This is a genomic window from Eikenella glucosivorans, from assembly GCF_016025525.2.
Taxonomy (GTDB): Bacteria; Pseudomonadota; Gammaproteobacteria; order Burkholderiales; family Neisseriaceae; genus Eikenella; species Eikenella glucosivorans.
This window is the reverse complement of record NZ_JACSGR010000001.1, coordinates 321,705-337,638: the sequence shown is the minus strand read 5'-3', so window position 1 is coordinate 337,638 and position 15,934 is coordinate 321,705. Positions and strand designations below refer to the sequence as shown.

16 protein-coding genes are annotated in these 15,934 nt (G+C 57.4%); all 16 read left to right on the top strand.

What is annotated here, in order from left to right:
- Position 1: 1 nt before the first annotated feature.
- The 16 genes from H9Q10_RS01530 to H9Q10_RS01455 all read left to right on the top strand — a co-directional run bounded on the left by H9Q10_RS01530 (position 2) and on the right by H9Q10_RS01455 (position 15,873).
- Positions 2–370 carry a hypothetical protein gene (locus H9Q10_RS01530; RefSeq protein WP_064084067.1) on the top strand — a complete coding sequence of 123 codons (369 nt, stop codon included), beginning with the start codon at positions 2–4 and terminating at the stop codon, positions 368–370.
- Positions 367–3,150, top strand: coding sequence for a toprim domain-containing protein (locus tag H9Q10_RS01525; protein WP_197902268.1), 2,784 nt, complete (start codon positions 367–369; stop codon positions 3,148–3,150). The genes H9Q10_RS01530 and H9Q10_RS01525 overlap by 4 nt, the downstream gene beginning before the upstream one ends.
- Before the next feature lie 48 nt (positions 3,151–3,198).
- Positions 3,199–3,711: a hypothetical protein gene (locus H9Q10_RS01520; RefSeq protein ID WP_197902267.1), complete on the top strand. Its 513-nt coding sequence runs from the start codon at positions 3,199–3,201 to the stop codon at positions 3,709–3,711.
- Entirely contained in the window at positions 3,708–4,247 is a 540-nt protein-coding gene (locus tag H9Q10_RS01515; protein WP_197902266.1) for a hypothetical protein, read from the top strand. The genes H9Q10_RS01520 and H9Q10_RS01515 overlap by 4 nt, the downstream gene beginning before the upstream one ends.
- Positions 4,244–5,041 carry a hypothetical protein gene (locus tag H9Q10_RS01510; protein ID WP_197902265.1) on the top strand — a complete coding sequence of 266 codons (798 nt, stop codon included), beginning with the start codon at positions 4,244–4,246 and terminating at the stop codon, positions 5,039–5,041. The genes H9Q10_RS01515 and H9Q10_RS01510 overlap by 4 nt, the downstream gene beginning before the upstream one ends.
- Before the next feature lie 14 nt (positions 5,042–5,055).
- On the top strand, positions 5,056–5,352 hold the full coding sequence (locus tag H9Q10_RS01505) for a hypothetical protein (protein WP_197902264.1): 297 nt from the start codon (positions 5,056–5,058) through the stop codon (positions 5,350–5,352).
- 1 nt (position 5,353) lies between these two features.
- Complete coding sequence (locus H9Q10_RS01500; protein WP_238480108.1) at positions 5,354–5,836, top strand: class I SAM-dependent methyltransferase; 483 nt, start codon at positions 5,354–5,356, stop codon at positions 5,834–5,836.
- A 2-nt stretch (positions 5,837–5,838) separates the two neighbouring features.
- On the top strand, positions 5,839–6,276 hold the full coding sequence (locus H9Q10_RS01495) for a DUF551 domain-containing protein (protein WP_197902263.1): 438 nt from the start codon (positions 5,839–5,841) through the stop codon (positions 6,274–6,276).
- A gap of 86 nt (positions 6,277–6,362) precedes the next feature.
- On the top strand, positions 6,363–6,509 hold the full coding sequence (locus tag H9Q10_RS01490; protein WP_205229547.1) for a hypothetical protein: 147 nt from the start codon (positions 6,363–6,365) through the stop codon (positions 6,507–6,509).
- A gap of 168 nt (positions 6,510–6,677) precedes the next feature.
- Positions 6,678–6,806 carry a Com family DNA-binding transcriptional regulator gene (locus H9Q10_RS01485; protein ID WP_197902261.1) on the top strand — a complete coding sequence of 43 codons (129 nt, stop codon included), beginning with the start codon at positions 6,678–6,680 and terminating at the stop codon, positions 6,804–6,806.
- Positions 6,807–6,848: 42 nt separating this feature from the next.
- Positions 6,849–7,628 (top strand): DNA adenine methylase, encoded by a 780-nt coding sequence (locus H9Q10_RS01480; protein ID WP_197902260.1) that lies wholly within the window; start codon positions 6,849–6,851, stop codon positions 7,626–7,628.
- Positions 7,629–8,185: 557 nt separating this feature from the next.
- A complete protein-coding gene (locus H9Q10_RS01475) occupies positions 8,186–9,184 on the top strand; it encodes a tyrosine-type recombinase/integrase (protein WP_197902259.1) in 999 nt (332 codons plus the stop codon).
- Between the two features lie 205 nt (positions 9,185–9,389).
- Positions 9,390–9,878, top strand: a complete 489-nt coding sequence (locus H9Q10_RS01470; RefSeq protein WP_197902258.1) for a hypothetical protein — start codon at positions 9,390–9,392, stop codon at positions 9,876–9,878.
- A gap of 281 nt (positions 9,879–10,159) precedes the next feature.
- A complete protein-coding gene (gene mfd / locus H9Q10_RS01465; protein WP_197902362.1) occupies positions 10,160–14,176 on the top strand; it encodes a transcription-repair coupling factor in 4,017 nt (1,338 codons plus the stop codon).
- Between the two features lie 213 nt (positions 14,177–14,389).
- Positions 14,390–15,196: an HNH endonuclease gene (locus H9Q10_RS01460; RefSeq protein WP_197902257.1), complete on the top strand. Its 807-nt coding sequence runs from the start codon at positions 14,390–14,392 to the stop codon at positions 15,194–15,196.
- Between the two features lie 158 nt (positions 15,197–15,354).
- On the top strand, positions 15,355–15,873 hold the full coding sequence (locus H9Q10_RS01455; protein WP_197902256.1) for a protein disulfide oxidoreductase: 519 nt from the start codon (positions 15,355–15,357) through the stop codon (positions 15,871–15,873).
- Positions 15,874–15,934 lie beyond the last annotated feature (61 nt).

Here is a 15,934-nt window from a genome sequence, read left to right as displayed (position 1 = left end):
CATGTATCCCCTTCCCATTCTCGCCCGTTTTGCCACACCGCACCGCTGCTTTGACCATGTGGTGGCCGCCATCCCGGGCATGGTGGTGGCGGTGCCGGAAATTATGATTTCAGGCTGCCTGAAAAACCTGCCTTTGGTTTGCCCCGTGCCGTGGCACGAAATTTGGAGCGTGCTGGACGTGGAGACCGACACCCCGGCCGGATTCGATGCCGACCTGTTTGTGCCGCCGCTGCTGCTCTCGCTGGGCATTGCCGAGCGCAGTTTCCTCAGCGCACCGCTGCCGGAATACGCCGCCACGGTGTTCAGTCTGCCGGACGGGCTGCGATTGGGCATCAGCAACGACTATGTGCATAAGGTGGTGCAGTCATGAGCCAATCGCCCGCCATGAGCCAGTGGTTCGAGCAGCTGAAGATGCTCGATATCCACCAAGTGGCCGAGAAAATGGGGCTGGAGCGCGACGGCAGCCACGGCAACTACCGCTCCCCCAACCGCCCGGACAAACACCACAGCCTGAGCCTGCACAAGCAGGGTAAATACGGCCAAGGCTGGAAAGACCATGCCACCAACGAGGGCGGCAGCACCATCGACCTCTTAATCTACGGCGGTTTCGCCAACGATCCGATGAGTGCCGCCACCCTGCTCGGCAACTGGTTCGGACTGCCTAAACCGGCGCCGGAAAACCAAACCCCGCGCCAGCTGACCAAGGCCGGTTTCATTGCGCAGAAATGCCTAGCCATGCCCGAGCCCCTGTTCGATTACCTCGCCGGCCGCGGGATTGCCCAAGACGTAATTCAGGCAGCCATCAACCGCCGCACCGCCGGCTGGAATACCTGGACATCGCCCAAAGTCGCCGCCGGTTCGCCCGGCTACGGCGGCCCCGCCGCCGCCTTCATGGTGTACGACCGCAACGGCGTGTGTGTGGCAGTGGATTTGCGCTATGCCGACGCCGAGCTCAACGGCAATGTGAAAACCCAATGCCAGGGCGAAAAAAGCGGCCACTACTGGACCAGCGACCAGCGCCGGTTGGCTGCCGCCGGTACGGTGTACATCGTGGAATCGCCCATCAATGCCTTATCGGTGGAGACCGCCTTTACCCATCATCCGCGTGTGGCGGCGATGGCCATCCGCGGCGTGGCTAATGTGGACAACATCGATTGGTCGCTGCTGCGTGGCAAACGGGCGCTGATTGCGCTGGACCACACCGACGCCGTGAACCCGAAAACCGGCAAACGCCCCGGCATGGATGCCGCCTACCGGCTCTACGATGCGCTGACCGCCGCCGATGTGGCCGCGCGTATGGTGGACATGATCGATTGGGAGGAAGGCGAAGACATCAACGACGTGCTGCAGCGGCACGGCGCGGAGGAGCTGCTGAAGCGCCTGAAACGGCTCGACGGCTGGTTGATTGCCGGTATGCCCAGCCTGCCGGCGCATCAAGTGGAAAAAGGCAAGGGCCGCCGCCGCATCATGCTGCCGGCGCAAGACTGGAATGTGTATTGGCGCTACCGCATCAGCGACGACTTCACCCAGTTTGTGGATGAATTCAAAACCAGCACCGACGAAGACACCGGCGAAGAAAAACGCAGCGAGACGCTGGGCGATTTGTGTGGCTTCCGCCTGGCCGCCACCAGCCGCCTGAACATCCAAGGCCATCTCGCCACCATCAACGGCAGCACCGACACCCAGCCGGAAGAAGTGTATTGCATATCGGTACAGCAACCGCGCCGCATCACGCTCACCCGCGAAGTCATCCAGAGTGAAAAACTCTACAACCTCGACTGGTGGAAACGGCTCGGCCCGGTGTGGAAGCCGGCGCAGTTCACCCGCATGCTGACCATCATGGAACGCAGTGCCGACTTGGCGGCGCGCGACGTGGTGAATTTTGTGGGGCTGGCGTGGCGCGACGGGCATCTGGCGGCAATGGAAGGGCAGGACACCTTTTTCACCGAACCGGCCAAACAGTGCCTGTACCACAACATGGTATTCCCGCGCGGCTCGCAGCAGCACGCCCGCATGGTGGTGGAAGCCTATCAAGAGACCTTCAAAGAAAACGCCGCCGCCATTGCGCTGGTTTGGGCGCTGGGCTGCCACCTGAAAGCGGTGCTCGGCTTCTATCCCCACTTCCAGATGCAGGCCGAGAAAGGATCGGGCAAATCCAAACTGCTGGAAAGCCTGCAGGCTTCGCTAGCGTTTCAGGTGCTCTCCGGCCAGATGCTGAAAACCGACCACCGCCGCCGTGCTTCGGTGTCCTACACCTCGCACCCGGTGGGCTGGGACGAATATTCCAAACTGCCGAAATCCGCACTCTCCGACATCGACGGCCTGCTGCAATCCACCTACCGCTTCGAATTCACCCGCGTTGGCGCCGCGCTCACGCCCTATCTGATGTGCAGCCCGGTGTTGCTGGCCGGCGAAGAGGTGGACGTGGAGAGCCTGCAGTCGAAAACCTGCCGCAGCACCTTGAGCGTGGCCAAGCAAGGAAAAATCATCCCGCACAAGCTGCCGCAGTTCCCGGTGTGGCAATGGCTGCAATACCTCGCTTCGGTCGACCCGGAAACCATCCGCAACCTGCACGGCAAATGGACGGACTACTGTGCCGCCCGAGCCAGCGGCGACAGCACCGACGCCACCGCGCGCCGTATGCAGGAAAACTACGCCGCGGTGCTGACTGCCTGGGCTTTGCTGTCCGACTATGCCGATTTCGCCCAAGAACAGGGCGGCTTCATCGAAGACACCATCGCCGAGATGAACAGCCACCTGATGGACACCGACGGCACCCGCCTGCCGTGGGTGTGGATTATGGAAATCCTGCTCTCCGAGCTGGACGCCAAACGCTACGACCACCCCTTCTTATGGGAGCGCGACTACCAGCACGGCTGGGTGCTGTTCCTGCGCCCCAACCACGTGATGGACCACATCGGCACCGCCAACCACCTGCGCGACAAGTTCAACCACCTGCCCATCAAAACCGGGCGCATTTTCAAACGCCAGCTGATGGCCAGCGGCGTGGTGGTGCCGGGCTTGGAAGACGTGGAGCGCTCGATACAAGGCAAACGCACCGCCCACCTGACCGGCATCTCGCTGGCCAAACTGGAAAAACTCGGCCTGTATGCCACCCCGTGGGAACCGGCCATGAAAGACGGCATTTAGCCGCCACCGCGCCTGAAGGCTTCAGGCAACCAACACAGGAAAAGCAACATGAAAATCACATACAACCCACCGCGCCCCAGCGTGAATTATGAAATCAAACTGCAGGCCGCCTTCGAATTTTTGCAGGCCCATCCGGATATCAACCCCGAGCGGGTCAATCAGCATAGCATCGAGCACATGGCAGACGACATCGCTATGCATTCCACCATCAGCAGCGATGGCTACGAATTAGCCAAAGAGCTGGATACCCGCGCCGGTTGGGAAAATATCGATATGGATCTGGTCGAAACGCTCGACAGCTACAGCACATACCTGCACCACAGGTTGGAACGGGCGAAAAAGCAATGGGCGGCAGAAAACAACATCCAGCCGCCGTATCCGGTAGGCAGCCGCGTACGCAGCCTGCTGCAATGGAACAACATTACCGGCACCATCACCGGCATCAGCCAGCATCATGCCGCCTGCTACGAAGTGAAGAAAGACGGTACCGAGCCAGACGATACGACCCGCCGCATTATCGAATTCGAAGCCGTCGAGCTGTTAGAAGGGGAAACAAAATGAAAGAACGCCCGATTTTATTTAGCGGTCCGATGGTACAGGCGATTTTGGCTGGCCGCAAAACGCAGACCCGGCGCATCGTTAAGCCACAGTCTGCCGTGCTGACCGATGAAATGGCACGCGGTTTCGGAGTACGCCCGCCCGCCGTTGAAAACGCCGCCGTCATCCCTTGCCCCTACGGCCAAGTCGGCGACCGCTTATGGGTACGCGAGGCTTGGGCGCTACACCCGGAAACAGGCCGCCTGCTCTACCGGGCCGATGAAAGCGCCCCCGTAGATACCCGCTGGAAACCGTCCATCCATATGCCGCGCAAACACAGCCGCCTCCTGCTGGAAGTCGTCAGGATCAAAGTGGAACGGCTGCAGGCCATCAGCCGGGAGGATGCGCAGGCGGAGGGTACGGATAACTACCCGGGGACGAATTGCCCCATCGACAAATTTTTCAACTACTGGTGCTACCTGAACGGCTTTGATTCTTGGGATGCAAACCCGTGGGTGTGGGTAGTCTCTTTCCACCGCTGTAAAGGAGAAGCATCATGAACCGCCTGCAACGCCGCCAAGCCGAACGGCAGGCCGCGCGCAAACCGGGCGCGCCCGCCCGTACCTTGCGCCAGCCGCACGCGCAAAACCGCCTGCTCTTGCTGAAGAACCCGCAAAGGCTGCCTGAAACCGCCCTGCTCGATTCGCGCATCAAGCTGCATCTGTATCTGTTGCAGCTCAAACAGGAGCACGATGTGGACGGGGTTCGCTACTTCCAGCACTTCCTCGACAATATCCGCACCATGTGCCTGCTGCAGGAGCGCCCGAAATACAAAGATGCCGCCGATAAGGCACAGCAGGAGCTGGAAGCCAGCCCACAAGACGGACCGCGCCGCTTCCCGTGGTTGAGTGCTCTGGTGAACAGCTTCGACCGCGAAATGGAGCACACCAGTGCCACCCTGCTGGTGGAATGCAACGACCACGCCGCCGCCTGCGGCCAGCTGGCCTGTATCGCCGTCATCATCGCCCTGCCGGACTACACCGCCGCTGCGCTGAAACAGCTGCTTGTCGGCGGCACGTTGAAGACTGCTGCCGAGCAGGCCGGCGCCGGCCAGGCAGAATTGAAGAAAAACTGCCTGATCATGCTGCACCAGCTGCACAACCTGCTGTGGGCTGAAGTGGATTTCGCGCGGCCGTGGACACTCACCGCCGCCCGCCGACACAAACAAATCTACCTGCAGGCCATCGACCAACTGAAAAGCGTGGCCGGCCAGGCCGCCGCCCGCGTGGCCGACTTCCGCCGCCTGTTCGGCGTGGCGCTGGTCAATCTCGATGCTTTTATTAAAACTGCTTAACAAGGAGTATTCCAATGAATCAATTCAAATTCGGCGACCGCGTGAGAGACGAGCAAGGGAACGAATTTATCGTTATCCGCGAAGAAGGCGCATATTGCGAAGTGATTAACGAGCGCGGGAAGAAGAGCGATTTCAAGGTACATCAACTGACACTTGCCCATACCGACGACACCGCCCGGCTGGACTGGCTCGCCGCACAAGATGATATCGACATCACGCTGGGCAACGCTATCCAATTAAAGCCCTGCCTGCGGGCACATATCGATGCCGCCATGCAGGAGCAGGCCGCCGCGAAATCAGAGGCTACCTGAAATGCCCTCCATCCTAGACCCCTGCTGCGGCAGCCGCATGATGTGGTTTAACAAGCAAGACCAACGCTGCCTATTCGGTGATGCCCGCACCGAAACCCATCTCCGCCAGTATCTCCGCCATTTGGAAATCCGCCCGGACGTGCAGCTCGACTTTACCGCGCTGCCGTTCCCGGACGGTCAGTTTAAGTTAGTGGTGCTCGACCCACCGCACCTTGTCCATGCCGGGCGGAAATCATGGTTGGCCAAAAAATACGGCACGCTCGGATCGGACTGGCGCGAAGACCTGCGCCGCGCCTTCGCCGAATGTTTCCGCGTGTTGGCAGACGGTGGCGTGCTGATTTTCAAATGGAACGAAAACCAAATCCCCGTGAAAGAGATATTGGCTTTGACCGACCAACAGCCGCTGTTCGGGCATACCACTATGAAACACAAACGAAACCAAACACAGACGCATTGGTTTACTTTCATGAAGGATGCTACCTGAAAATGGGAAATAAACCTCAAAGAGATGTAGCAAAACAGGAAATACCCAGCTTGGCGCGCCAAGTTTTTGAAATATGGTTCAATGCGCTGGTCAAATATGAGCCGGATGCCCTGGATGACGTGATGGAGACCGCGTGGAAGGCGTGGAGTACGCAAGCGGAACGGACAGCACATGAATGCAACTATGCTTATTTGTCCGGTGTGGCCGATGGATTGGGCGATTGCCACTGGATCGGCGTGAAATACAGGCTGCCTGAAAAGCCGGGTACTTATTTAATTGCCTTGTACGGAGACAGGGTGAAAGTCGGGCAGTTTGACGGGGAAAATTTCTTTTTCGAGAGCATCGACTACGAAGAAATGAAAGTCGAAAAACTAGACTGCGATCCCAAATATTGGATGCCGCTGCCGACTGCGCCGCAGGTAAAGGGGTTGGGGGAATGAGCAGCTGCCTATCCTGCCTGCATTGGTGCACTTATGAAAAAGGCTCGGATAAAGTGAACCGCCCGACGCCGATGCTACGCCATGATATGGCGCCCTGTGCCCTGGGCGAGCCGTGGAACTACCTGCCGCAGCGCCATCCGGCCTGTTCGCGCTATCAGGCGCTGCCGGCAGCCGGACAAGCAAAACGCGCCCGCTGGATAGCGGACGCGAAATTGCAATGTTGCAGAAAATAAACGCATGAAAGGAGAATATTCGCTTAAAGAGCCATCACGAATAAGACGGCGGCGGTTAGTGTGCGCGAACACGCCTTCCGCCAGCCTCAGCAGAGCGAGCCTGCATCAGCCCGTGGCCGCCACCCGATCAGGCGGCCTGATTCTAACCCAATAGAAGGAATCACGCCAATGCAGTATAGACTTGTGCGCGAACTCCGCTGCCCGCGCTGTGGTAAATTATTGGCCCGCTGCGGCCAGGGCAAGGCGGTGCTGCAAATCAAATGCGCCCGCTGCGGTTTCCTCGCTGCATTCAATTAACCAGAACGCCCGTGAGCGTCATTCTTTATGAAAGGACGCTTTATGGGCGTTTTATCGTATAAACCGCTGCCCCTGATTCCTTGGATGGGCGGCAAACGGCGGCTGGCCAAACAGCTGCTGCCTTTATTTCCAGAACATAGCTGCTACGTCGAGCTTTTCGCCGGCGGGGCAGCCTTGTTCTTTCTGCGCCCGGAGCCGGCGCGCACGGAGGTGTTGAACGACATCAACGGCGAGCTGGTGAACCTGTACCGGGTGGTGCAGCATCATTTCGACGAGTTCGTTCGCCAATTCGACTGTGTGCTCACGGCGCGGGATACTTTTGCGCTTTATCAGGCTACGCCGGCAGGTTGCCTGACGGATATTCAACGGGCGGCGCGCTTTTTCTTCCTGCAGCACACGGCCTTCGGCGGCAGAACCCACAAGCAGCATTTCGGCACGGCCACCACCGGCCGCGCGTTTAATGCGGCCAATGTGCGCCATAAGATTCAGGCGGCTCAGAAACGGCTGGGCGGGGTGTATATCGAGCATGAGCGGTGGCAGGACTGTTTGGCCCGATATGACCGGCCGCACACCTTCTTTTATGCCGATCCGCCGTATTGGCAGGCGGCTGATTACGAATCTTCGTTCTCTTGGCAAGACTATGAGGCGCTGGCTGCGCGTATGCGCACCATGCAGGGCCGCCTGCTGCTGTCGATTAACGACCATCCCGACATCCGAGCGCTGTTTGCCGGTTTCCGTACTATAGAGCTGGAGCTGGCTTATTCAATCAGCCGGGAAGAAACGGGGAAGGCCAGCCGCGAACTGGCCATCTGTAATTGGTAACTTCCTTCCAAATGCGCCCGAAGCCCGGGCGCTTCTTTTTTAGGGTATGACTTCGCTTTTCCTGCCATTCTTTACATTCGGTTTTTTCGGCTTTGGCGGCCTGTTGCATAAAAAACAGGCTAAAAAGGCCGTTTTCGCCAAAAGATTGGCGCAGTTTCAAAAAAAACTTGTGGATTTTCGCCTTGTTTTCGCTTAACTGATTGATTTATTGCAAATCAGCTTCCACAGTTTCGCTTTTTAATCCACAGTTTCGCTTCTATATTCCACAGTTTCGACATTTTGTCTGTGGATGGGTTTTGCGCCGTTTTGCCCGTTTATTATTATTTATTTTAATTTTTTCAAAAAGATAAAGAGATAAAGAGCGGAGAAAATAGGGAATGGCGTATCCACGGGAAATAGGGTTGCTTAAAAAATAGTCCACGGAATTGTTGGTGCATCCACGGGTTTTTTGTGGATTTCCGTGGATTGTAAGCTGCTGATTAAATATAATATTATCTGTAATCTTTCCTTCATCCACGGAATCACGGCCATTTTTGTTAGTGGTTCCCCGAAACAGTATGCAAACCGTCTACGAAGCCTTCTTATTATTCAAAGCCGAAAACCAAGGTAAAGCCGACCGCACCATTGCCGCCTACCGCGACATTCTGCAGCGTTTCGACACTTGGCTCGACGGCAAGCCGCCTGAAAGCGTCAGCGCCGACGACTTGTTGGTGTTCACCGGCCCGTATCTGCACCGCAGCAAGCTCAGGCCCATCAGCCGCCGGCCATACATTGCCTGCCTGCGTGAGTTTTACCGCTGGCTGCACAGTGTGGTGCACCGCATCCCCGCCAACCCCGCGGAAAATCTCGACTACCCGGAAACCGGGCGCAAGCTGCCTACTTTCCTCACGCTCGATAATGCCGAAAAGCTGATCTGGGCGCCGGATTTAGAGACCTTCACCGGCGTGCGGGATGCGGCCATCATCTCCGTGCTGCTCGGCTGCGGCTTGCGCGTGGCCGGGGTGGTTGGATTGAACGAGAGCAACCTGCAGACCCAAATCATCGACCGCGAGCCGCGCCTGTGCCTGCGCACACTGGAAAAGGGCAGCAAAGAGCGCCTGCTGCCAGTGCCGCGCGAAGCCGATCTGCTGCTGCGTATTTATCTGGAGCATGACGAGCTAAAAAGTATCGACCGCAGCCTGCCGGACGGCGACCGGGTGCTGTTCGTGACCACCAACAACCGCCATTGCCCCGAGCACCAATACCACGGAGAGCGCCGCCGCTTCACCACCCGCGGCCTGCATGCCATGATTCGCCGCCTCGGCCTGCGTGCCGGCATACCCGCCAACCAGTTGCACCCACACGCCCTGCGCCACCTGTACGGCACCGAGCTGGCCGAGAGCGACGTGCAGGATGGCGTACGCCAGCAACTGCTCGGGCACAGCGACCCGCGCAGCACCCAGATTTACACCCACCTCGCCACCCGGAAGCTGACCGGTGATGTTGACCGCGGTAATCCTCTGGCAAAAATTAAAACGCCAGTTACAGAACTGCTCGGGAAATTACCACGTCTATAGATACCCCTTTTAGGTCTCTTTTGATTCCTACAACTCATAGTGGCGGAACCACTTTCTTGCCACCAATCTATGATAGACGGTGCTTCCAGCAGTTCCACAAACTGACCCTAAGAACGGGCTAAAACAAACTGATTCCTACAACTCAACACTTCGCATAACACCAAAGAGCGAAGTTCAGCCACGGCAACACAAGGACAAAACGAAGATGAAACCGACAGAAAAGCGAAGTCATAGCCACGGAACTGCACGGTCACCAGGGGTGGGGGCTCGGCAAGACACCTTGCAGCCTCCCGCCCAGGGGGGTGGGTACCTAGATACCTACAGGTTTTGTGAACTTGAAAAATCGGATTATGCTGCCGAAAAAATTGACCCGCGGCTAAAAGACCTGCACCAAATCGGGCTGAATCCGACCCTGCTAAAAGTGGCCGCCGCCATCGGCGTGGATAATTTTTTAAAGATGTGGGAAATTTTGGACAACGACGAGCATTTACGGACGGACTGGGGCGGGATTATGGTAAAAATCCGCGCCTTTAAATCCTATCGCCGTTATTTAAGGAATCGGCATATCGTGATGCTGCACAAAAATAATGATGAAATGGGGGTGACGAAGATAGCAAAGAAAGCTACCGAGAATCTGGGCGAGCGGATTCATCCCTCACAGATTTATAAGATTGTTGCCAGAAGCAATGATTAGCCTTCTTGGCGTGAAATATTTTGGGTAGTGAAATCCGCATTCGCTGAGTTCGTAGTACGGAAAATACGGCGTGCCAGTTTCCACATCACACAAACGCCGCCCACCCGTATCGTTTGTGTGAAACCAGTAATCGAACGCCGTTAAGCCCTGCATCAACGCAGGGCTTTTTTGTTCTACGGCAACACGCCGCCCCTTATCTGCTAAAATCCCGCCCCGACAACCGATTCCCAATCAGGCAGCCCGAACACGTTCCGGCTGCCGCAGGCCATTATATGAACGATATGAACTTCCCCCTGCCCCAATCCGGCCAGAAAACCCGCTGGCCCCATCTTTCCGCCGGCGCGCTGCCCATGCTGTTGGCGCACCATCTGCCCGAAAGCCCCCTCAAACTCATCCTCACCCCCGACGCGGAAACCGCGCTGCGCCTGCAAACCGCGTGGCAGTTTTTCCGCCCGCAGGACACCGCGCTGTTCCTGCCGGACTGGGAAACGCTGCCTTACGAACGCTTCTCGCCGCATCAGGATTTGGTGTCGGAGCGGCTGTCGGTGCTGTGGCAGCTCAAAAACGGCGCGGCGGACGTGCTGTTTGCGCCCGTGGCCACGGCCATGCAGCGTCTTGCGCCGCCGTCGTTCCTGCTGGGGCGCACGTTTTGGCTGAAAACGGGGCAGACGCTGGATTTGGACAAACTGCGCGCCAATCTGGTGGAAGCGGGCTATGCGGCCGTGTCCAACGTGGTGGCGGCGGGCGAGTTTGCCGTGCGCGGCGGGATTGTGGATTTGTTCCCCATGGGCGCGGATTTGCCCTACCGCCTTGATTTGTTTGACGATGAAATCGACAGCATCAAAACCTTCGACACGGACACCCAGCGCACGCTCGCGCCCGTGTCGGAAATCCGCCTGCTGCCCGCGCACGAGTTCCCCACCGATGCGGACGCGCAGAAAATCTTCCGCAACCGCTTCCGCGAGGAAATCCCAAGCAACCCGAACGAGGCCGCCGTGTATCAGGCGGTGGGGCGCGGGCAGTTCGGCGCGGGCGTGGAATATTACCTGCCGCTGTTTTTTGAAGACGGGACGGCCACGCTGTTCGACTATGTGGGCGGCGACGCGCTGGCGGTGTGCGTGGGCGACGTGCACGCCGAGGCCGCGCGTTTTGATGCGGAAGTGAAATCGCGCTACAAGCTGGCGCAGGGCGACGCGGCCTATCCGCCGCTGCCGCCGCAGTTCCTCTATCTGCCCGCCGACCGCTTTTCAGGCAGCCTGAAAGCCTATCCGCAGGTTTGGCCGGACCTCGCCGCCGCCTCGCCCTACGCGCTGCCCAACGTGGCCGTGAACCGCCAGTCGGAACAGCCGCTGGCCGCGCTGCAAGGTTTTCAGACGGCCTTTGACGGGCGGATTCTGCTGTGCGCCGAAAGCGCGGGGCGGCGCGAAACCATGCTCGGCTTCTTCGCCCAGCACGGCCTGAAACCCAAGCCCGTGGCGGGCTGGCAGGCGTTTCTGGACGATGCCGCGCCGCTGTGTATCGCGGTAACGCTGCTGGCGGAGGGGTTCAAGCTGGGCGGGGATTTTTCAGGTAGCCCCAACGCCGTAGGTTGGGTTGGAAACCCAACACCAGCCGAAGCCGCGCAACACGTTGGGTTTGGCAACCCAAGCTACGCTGTTTCCGAAAGGCTGCCTGAAAATGCTGCGGATAAATTTTCAGGTAGCCCCAACGAGGTAGGTCGGGCATTCATGCCCGACGCAGACACAGCCGCCATTCAGTCGGGCATCAATGCCCGACCTACACCCGAAATTTCAGGCAGCCTGAATACCGAAAGCAGCCTGCACCCCGTAGCGTGTGTGGCACAAGCCACGCACGCGGATTCAAACGATACGGGCGACCGCGTGCGCGAACTGCGTCCCACCCTGCAAGACGGCTCGGGCTACCTGAAAAACCAAAGGCAGCCTGAAAATGCTGCGGATAAATTTTCAGGTAGCCACAACGAGGTAGGTCGGGCATTGATGCCCGACGCAGACAATACCGCCATTCAGTCGGGCATGAATGCCCGACCTACGCCGTCCGAATTTTTAGGTAGCCTGAATACAAAAAGCAGCCTGCACCTTGAAAGGCTGCCTGAAATCGGCGCGGATACTTTTTCAGGTAGCCCCAACGCAGACCAAGGGCTACCTGAAAACCTCGCCGTCATCACCGAATCCGAGCTCTACCAATACGTCGCCCGCGCCCGCGTGCACAACCGCCGCAAAAAACACGCCGCCGTATCCGACGGCCTGTTGCGCGACTTGGCCGAAATCAATATCGGCGACCCCGTCGTGCACGAAGAACACGGCATCGGCCGCTACAAGGGCTTGGTCACGATGGACTTGGGCGGCGACACCAACGAAATGATGCTGCTCGAATACGCCGGCGAAGCGCAGCTTTATGTGCCTGTTTCGCAACTGCATTTAATCAGCCGCTACTCCGGTCAGGCGCATGAAAACGTGCAACTGCACAAGCTCGGCAGCGCCGCGTGGAACAAAGCCAAGCGCAAAGCCGCCGAAAAAGCGCGCGACACCGCCGCCGAACTGCTCAACCTCTACGCCCAACGTGCCGCCCAATCCGGACACAAGTTTGAAATCAACGAGTTGGATTATCAAGCGTTTGCCGACGGCTTCGGCTACGAAGAAACCGAAGACCAGGCCGCCGCCATCGCCGCCGTGATTAAAGACTTGACGCAGGCCAAGCCTATGGACCGGCTGGTGTGCGGCGATGTCGGCTTCGGCAAAACCGAAGTCGCCCTTCGCGCCGCGTTTGTGGCGGTGATGGGCGGCAAACAGGTCGCCGTTCTTGCCCCGACCACGCTTCTGGTCGAGCAGCACGCGCAAAACTTCGCCGACCGCTTCGCCGATTTTCCCGTCAAAGTCGCCAGCCTCTCACGCTTCAACAACAGCAAAGCCACCAAAGCCGCGCTGGACGGCATGGCGGACGGAACGGTCGATATCGTCATCGGTACACACAAACTGGTGCAGGACGATATAAAATTCAAAAACTTAGGCTTGGTCATCATCGACGAAGAACACCGCTTCGGCGTGCGCCAAAAAGAGCAGCTCAAACGCCTGCGCGCCAACGTGGATGTCCTCACCATGACCGCCACCCCGATTCCGCGCACGCTCAGCATGGCACTCGAAGGCCTGCGCGACTTCTCGCTGATTACCACCGCGCCGAGCCGCCGCCTCGCCGTCAAAACCTTCGTCAAACCCTTCAGCGAAGGCAGCGTACGCGAAGCCGTATTGCGCGAACTCAAACGCGGCGGGCAAGTGTTTTTCCTGCACAATGAAGTGGATACGATTGAAAACATGCGCGAACGGCTGGAAACCCTGCTGCCCGAAGCCCGCATCGGCGTGGCGCACGGCCAGTTGCGCGAACGCGAGCTGGAACAAGTGATGCGCGACTTTTTGCAGCAAAAATTCAACGTGTTGCTCTGCTCCACCATCATCGAAACCGGCATCGACATCCCCAACGCCAACACCATCATCATCCACCGCGCCGACAAATTCGGACTGGCACAGCTCCACCAGCTTCGCGGGCGCGTCGGCCGCAGCCACCACCAAGCCTACGCCTACCTGCTCACGCCCGAATACATCACCAAAGACGCCGAAAAACGCCTCGACGCCATCGCCGCCGCAGACGAACTGGGCGCAGGCTTCACGCTCGCCATGCAGGATTTGGAAATACGCGGCGCGGGCGAAATCCTCGGCGAAGGTCAATCCGGCGAAATGATACAGGTCGGCTTCACGCTCTACACCGAAATGCTCAAACAGGCCGTGCGCGACCTCAAAAAAGGCCGCCAGCCCGATTTGGACGCCCCCTTGGGCATCACCACCGAAATCAAACTCCACAGCCCCGCGCTCTTGCCCGAAGACTACTGCCCCGACATCCACGAACGGCTCGTCCTCTACAAACGCCTCGCCGTCTGCGAAACCGTGCAGCAAATCAACACCATACACGAAGAACTCGTCGACCGCTTCGGCCTGCCCGAACAACCTGTCAAAACCCTGATCGAAAGCCACCACCTGCGGCTCGCCGCCAAAGAATTGGGCATAGACGCGATAGACGCAACGAGCGAAGCCGTAACCGTTACCTTCGGCAAACACCACCGCATCGACCCGACGGAGATTATTATGCTGATTCAAAGCGATAAAAAATACCGGCTGGCCGGGGCGGACAGGCTGCGGTTTACGGCGGAGATGGAAAACATCGAAGTCAGGATCAATACGGTGAAGAACGTATTGAAAACTTTGAAAGAAAGGGTGATGAAAGAATAGAGAACGATAAAGAAAAAGGCCGTCTGAAAATTTTTCAGACGGCCTTTTTCTTAACCCACACCTGCTTGAAAAACTTTTCATGTAGCAGGCAAAAGATTTATGATGCCGATTGGAACAAATGGCGGCAGATAAAGTGCCGTTATGTTGATCTTTCAGGTAGCCTGTATAGCGTGGCAACCAGGAGCCAATTGTTTTATTTATAAAGGAATTATCATGAGTGGATATGAAATATTCAAGATCGAGTTTGACAGAACGCAAACTGATGAAGAAATCCAAAAAATTCTCAGTGAACAAAATAGAAAATATCGTGAGTGGTTAGAGCAAAATCAAAATGGCTTTGTATTGAATGTGGATGTATCGCAAAGCTCTAAAAAATATCCTAAGCTTCATAAAGCATCATGTTCATGGACTGGTGAAGTATCTAAAGATTATTTTAAAGTTTGTTCAAATAATATTTTTGAGTTAGAAAATTATTCAAGGAAATATTATAAGCCTCAAGAAGAAGCAATTCATCCATGTCAAAAATGCAATCCTAATTTAGGAAGTATTTCTTTTCAAACGATCTCTCAGCAATCTTTAGAAAGTGATTTAGATGAACTTGACCAACGCCTAGAAGAAGCGACAACCGAAGAAGCCAAAACCCAAATCCAGCGCCTGATTAACGCCCGCAGAGGCCAAGACAAATTTAGAGATAGCGTATTGGAACTGTATCCGCGATGCCCCATCAGCAGCGTAGATATGCCCGAATTGCTGATTGCCAGCCATATCAAACCTTGGCGCGACTGCAGTGATGACGAACGGCTCGACCCACACAACGGCTTGATGCTCGCCCCGCATATTGACGCCTTGTTCGACAGCGGACTGATTACTTTTGAAAAAGACGGCAGCATCAAACCCAGTGAAAGACTTTCAAAGGAAAACCTGTTACGGCTCGGTATCACACTCGAAGAAAAATTAGAAATCCATCCGGATAGCGAGAAATACTTTGAGTGGCATCGAGAAAAAATATTTCAACCGTAATCACAAGCCGACAGGGTTTGCAAACAAGACAGGAAGCAGACCATATTGCCATGAAGCTACCTGCCTCGTATTATCGAAAACCAACATTTTTCAGGTAGCCTCCTCTCCTCCTCAAAAGGCTACCTGAAAACCACCCACCCTCATCACAAACCAAACCCATGCCCCTCACCCGTTCACGCCTTTTCCACTTCCTGCGCCAAGCCCTCGGCACGTTTGCCGCCTTTCTCATCATCAGCCTGCTGATGGACTGGTACCGTGCCCCCGCCGTGCCGCCGCAGGCCGGCGAGCTGCCGCTACACACCCTGCAAGGCCGGCACACCACGCTGGCCGAAGCCGGCGGCTCGCAAACCGCCGTGCTGTATTTCTGGGGCTCCTGGTGCGGCGTGTGCCGCCACACCTCGCCGGCGGTGGACAAACTGTCGCGCCACGGCGTGCCCGTGGTGGGCGTGGCTTTGCAGTCGGGCAGCGATGCCGACGTGCGCGGCTACCTGAAAACGCAGGGCTGGCAGTTCGACACGGTAAACGACCCGCACGGCCAATGGGCGCGGCCATGGCAGGTGCGGGTAACACCCACCATCGTGCTGGTGAAAAACGGCCGCGTGCGCCACAGCACCACCGGCATCGCCAGCTACTGGGGCCTGCGCGCCCGCATTGCCCTGCTCGATTGGCTGGGCTGAACGGCAGGCTGCCTGAAATTTATCCGGCCACATGAAACTCAATTTAAGTTTTATGCACAGT

Coding starts and splice junctions, on each gene's coding strand:
- H9Q10_RS01490 (WP_205229547.1), top strand. CDS start 6,363: ATGGCGCCCTGTGCCCTGGGCGAGCCGTGGAACTACCTGCCGCAGCGC.
- H9Q10_RS01455 (WP_197902256.1), top strand. CDS start 15,355: ATGCCCCTCACCCGTTCACGCCTTTTCCACTTCCTGCGCCAAGCCCTC.
- H9Q10_RS01505 (WP_197902264.1), top strand. CDS start 5,056: ATGAATCAATTCAAATTCGGCGACCGCGTGAGAGACGAGCAAGGGAAC.
- H9Q10_RS01495 (WP_197902263.1), top strand. CDS start 5,839: ATGGGAAATAAACCTCAAAGAGATGTAGCAAAACAGGAAATACCCAGC.
- H9Q10_RS01480 (WP_197902260.1), top strand. CDS start 6,849: ATGGGCGTTTTATCGTATAAACCGCTGCCCCTGATTCCTTGGATGGGC.
- H9Q10_RS01460 (WP_197902257.1), top strand. CDS start 14,390: ATGAGTGGATATGAAATATTCAAGATCGAGTTTGACAGAACGCAAACT.
- H9Q10_RS01520 (WP_197902267.1), top strand. CDS start 3,199: ATGAAAATCACATACAACCCACCGCGCCCCAGCGTGAATTATGAAATC.
- H9Q10_RS01470 (WP_197902258.1), top strand. CDS start 9,390: ATGAAACCGACAGAAAAGCGAAGTCATAGCCACGGAACTGCACGGTCA.
- H9Q10_RS01510 (WP_197902265.1), top strand. CDS start 4,244: ATGAACCGCCTGCAACGCCGCCAAGCCGAACGGCAGGCCGCGCGCAAA.
- H9Q10_RS01515 (WP_197902266.1), top strand. CDS start 3,708: ATGAAAGAACGCCCGATTTTATTTAGCGGTCCGATGGTACAGGCGATT.
- H9Q10_RS01500 (WP_238480108.1), top strand. CDS start 5,354: ATGCCCTCCATCCTAGACCCCTGCTGCGGCAGCCGCATGATGTGGTTT.
- H9Q10_RS01525 (WP_197902268.1), top strand. CDS start 367: ATGAGCCAATCGCCCGCCATGAGCCAGTGGTTCGAGCAGCTGAAGATG.
- H9Q10_RS01530 (WP_064084067.1), top strand. CDS start 2: ATGTATCCCCTTCCCATTCTCGCCCGTTTTGCCACACCGCACCGCTGC.
- mfd (WP_197902362.1), top strand. CDS start 10,160: ATGAACTTCCCCCTGCCCCAATCCGGCCAGAAAACCCGCTGGCCCCAT.
- H9Q10_RS01475 (WP_197902259.1), top strand. CDS start 8,186: ATGCAAACCGTCTACGAAGCCTTCTTATTATTCAAAGCCGAAAACCAA.
- H9Q10_RS01485 (WP_197902261.1), top strand. CDS start 6,678: ATGCAGTATAGACTTGTGCGCGAACTCCGCTGCCCGCGCTGTGGTAAA.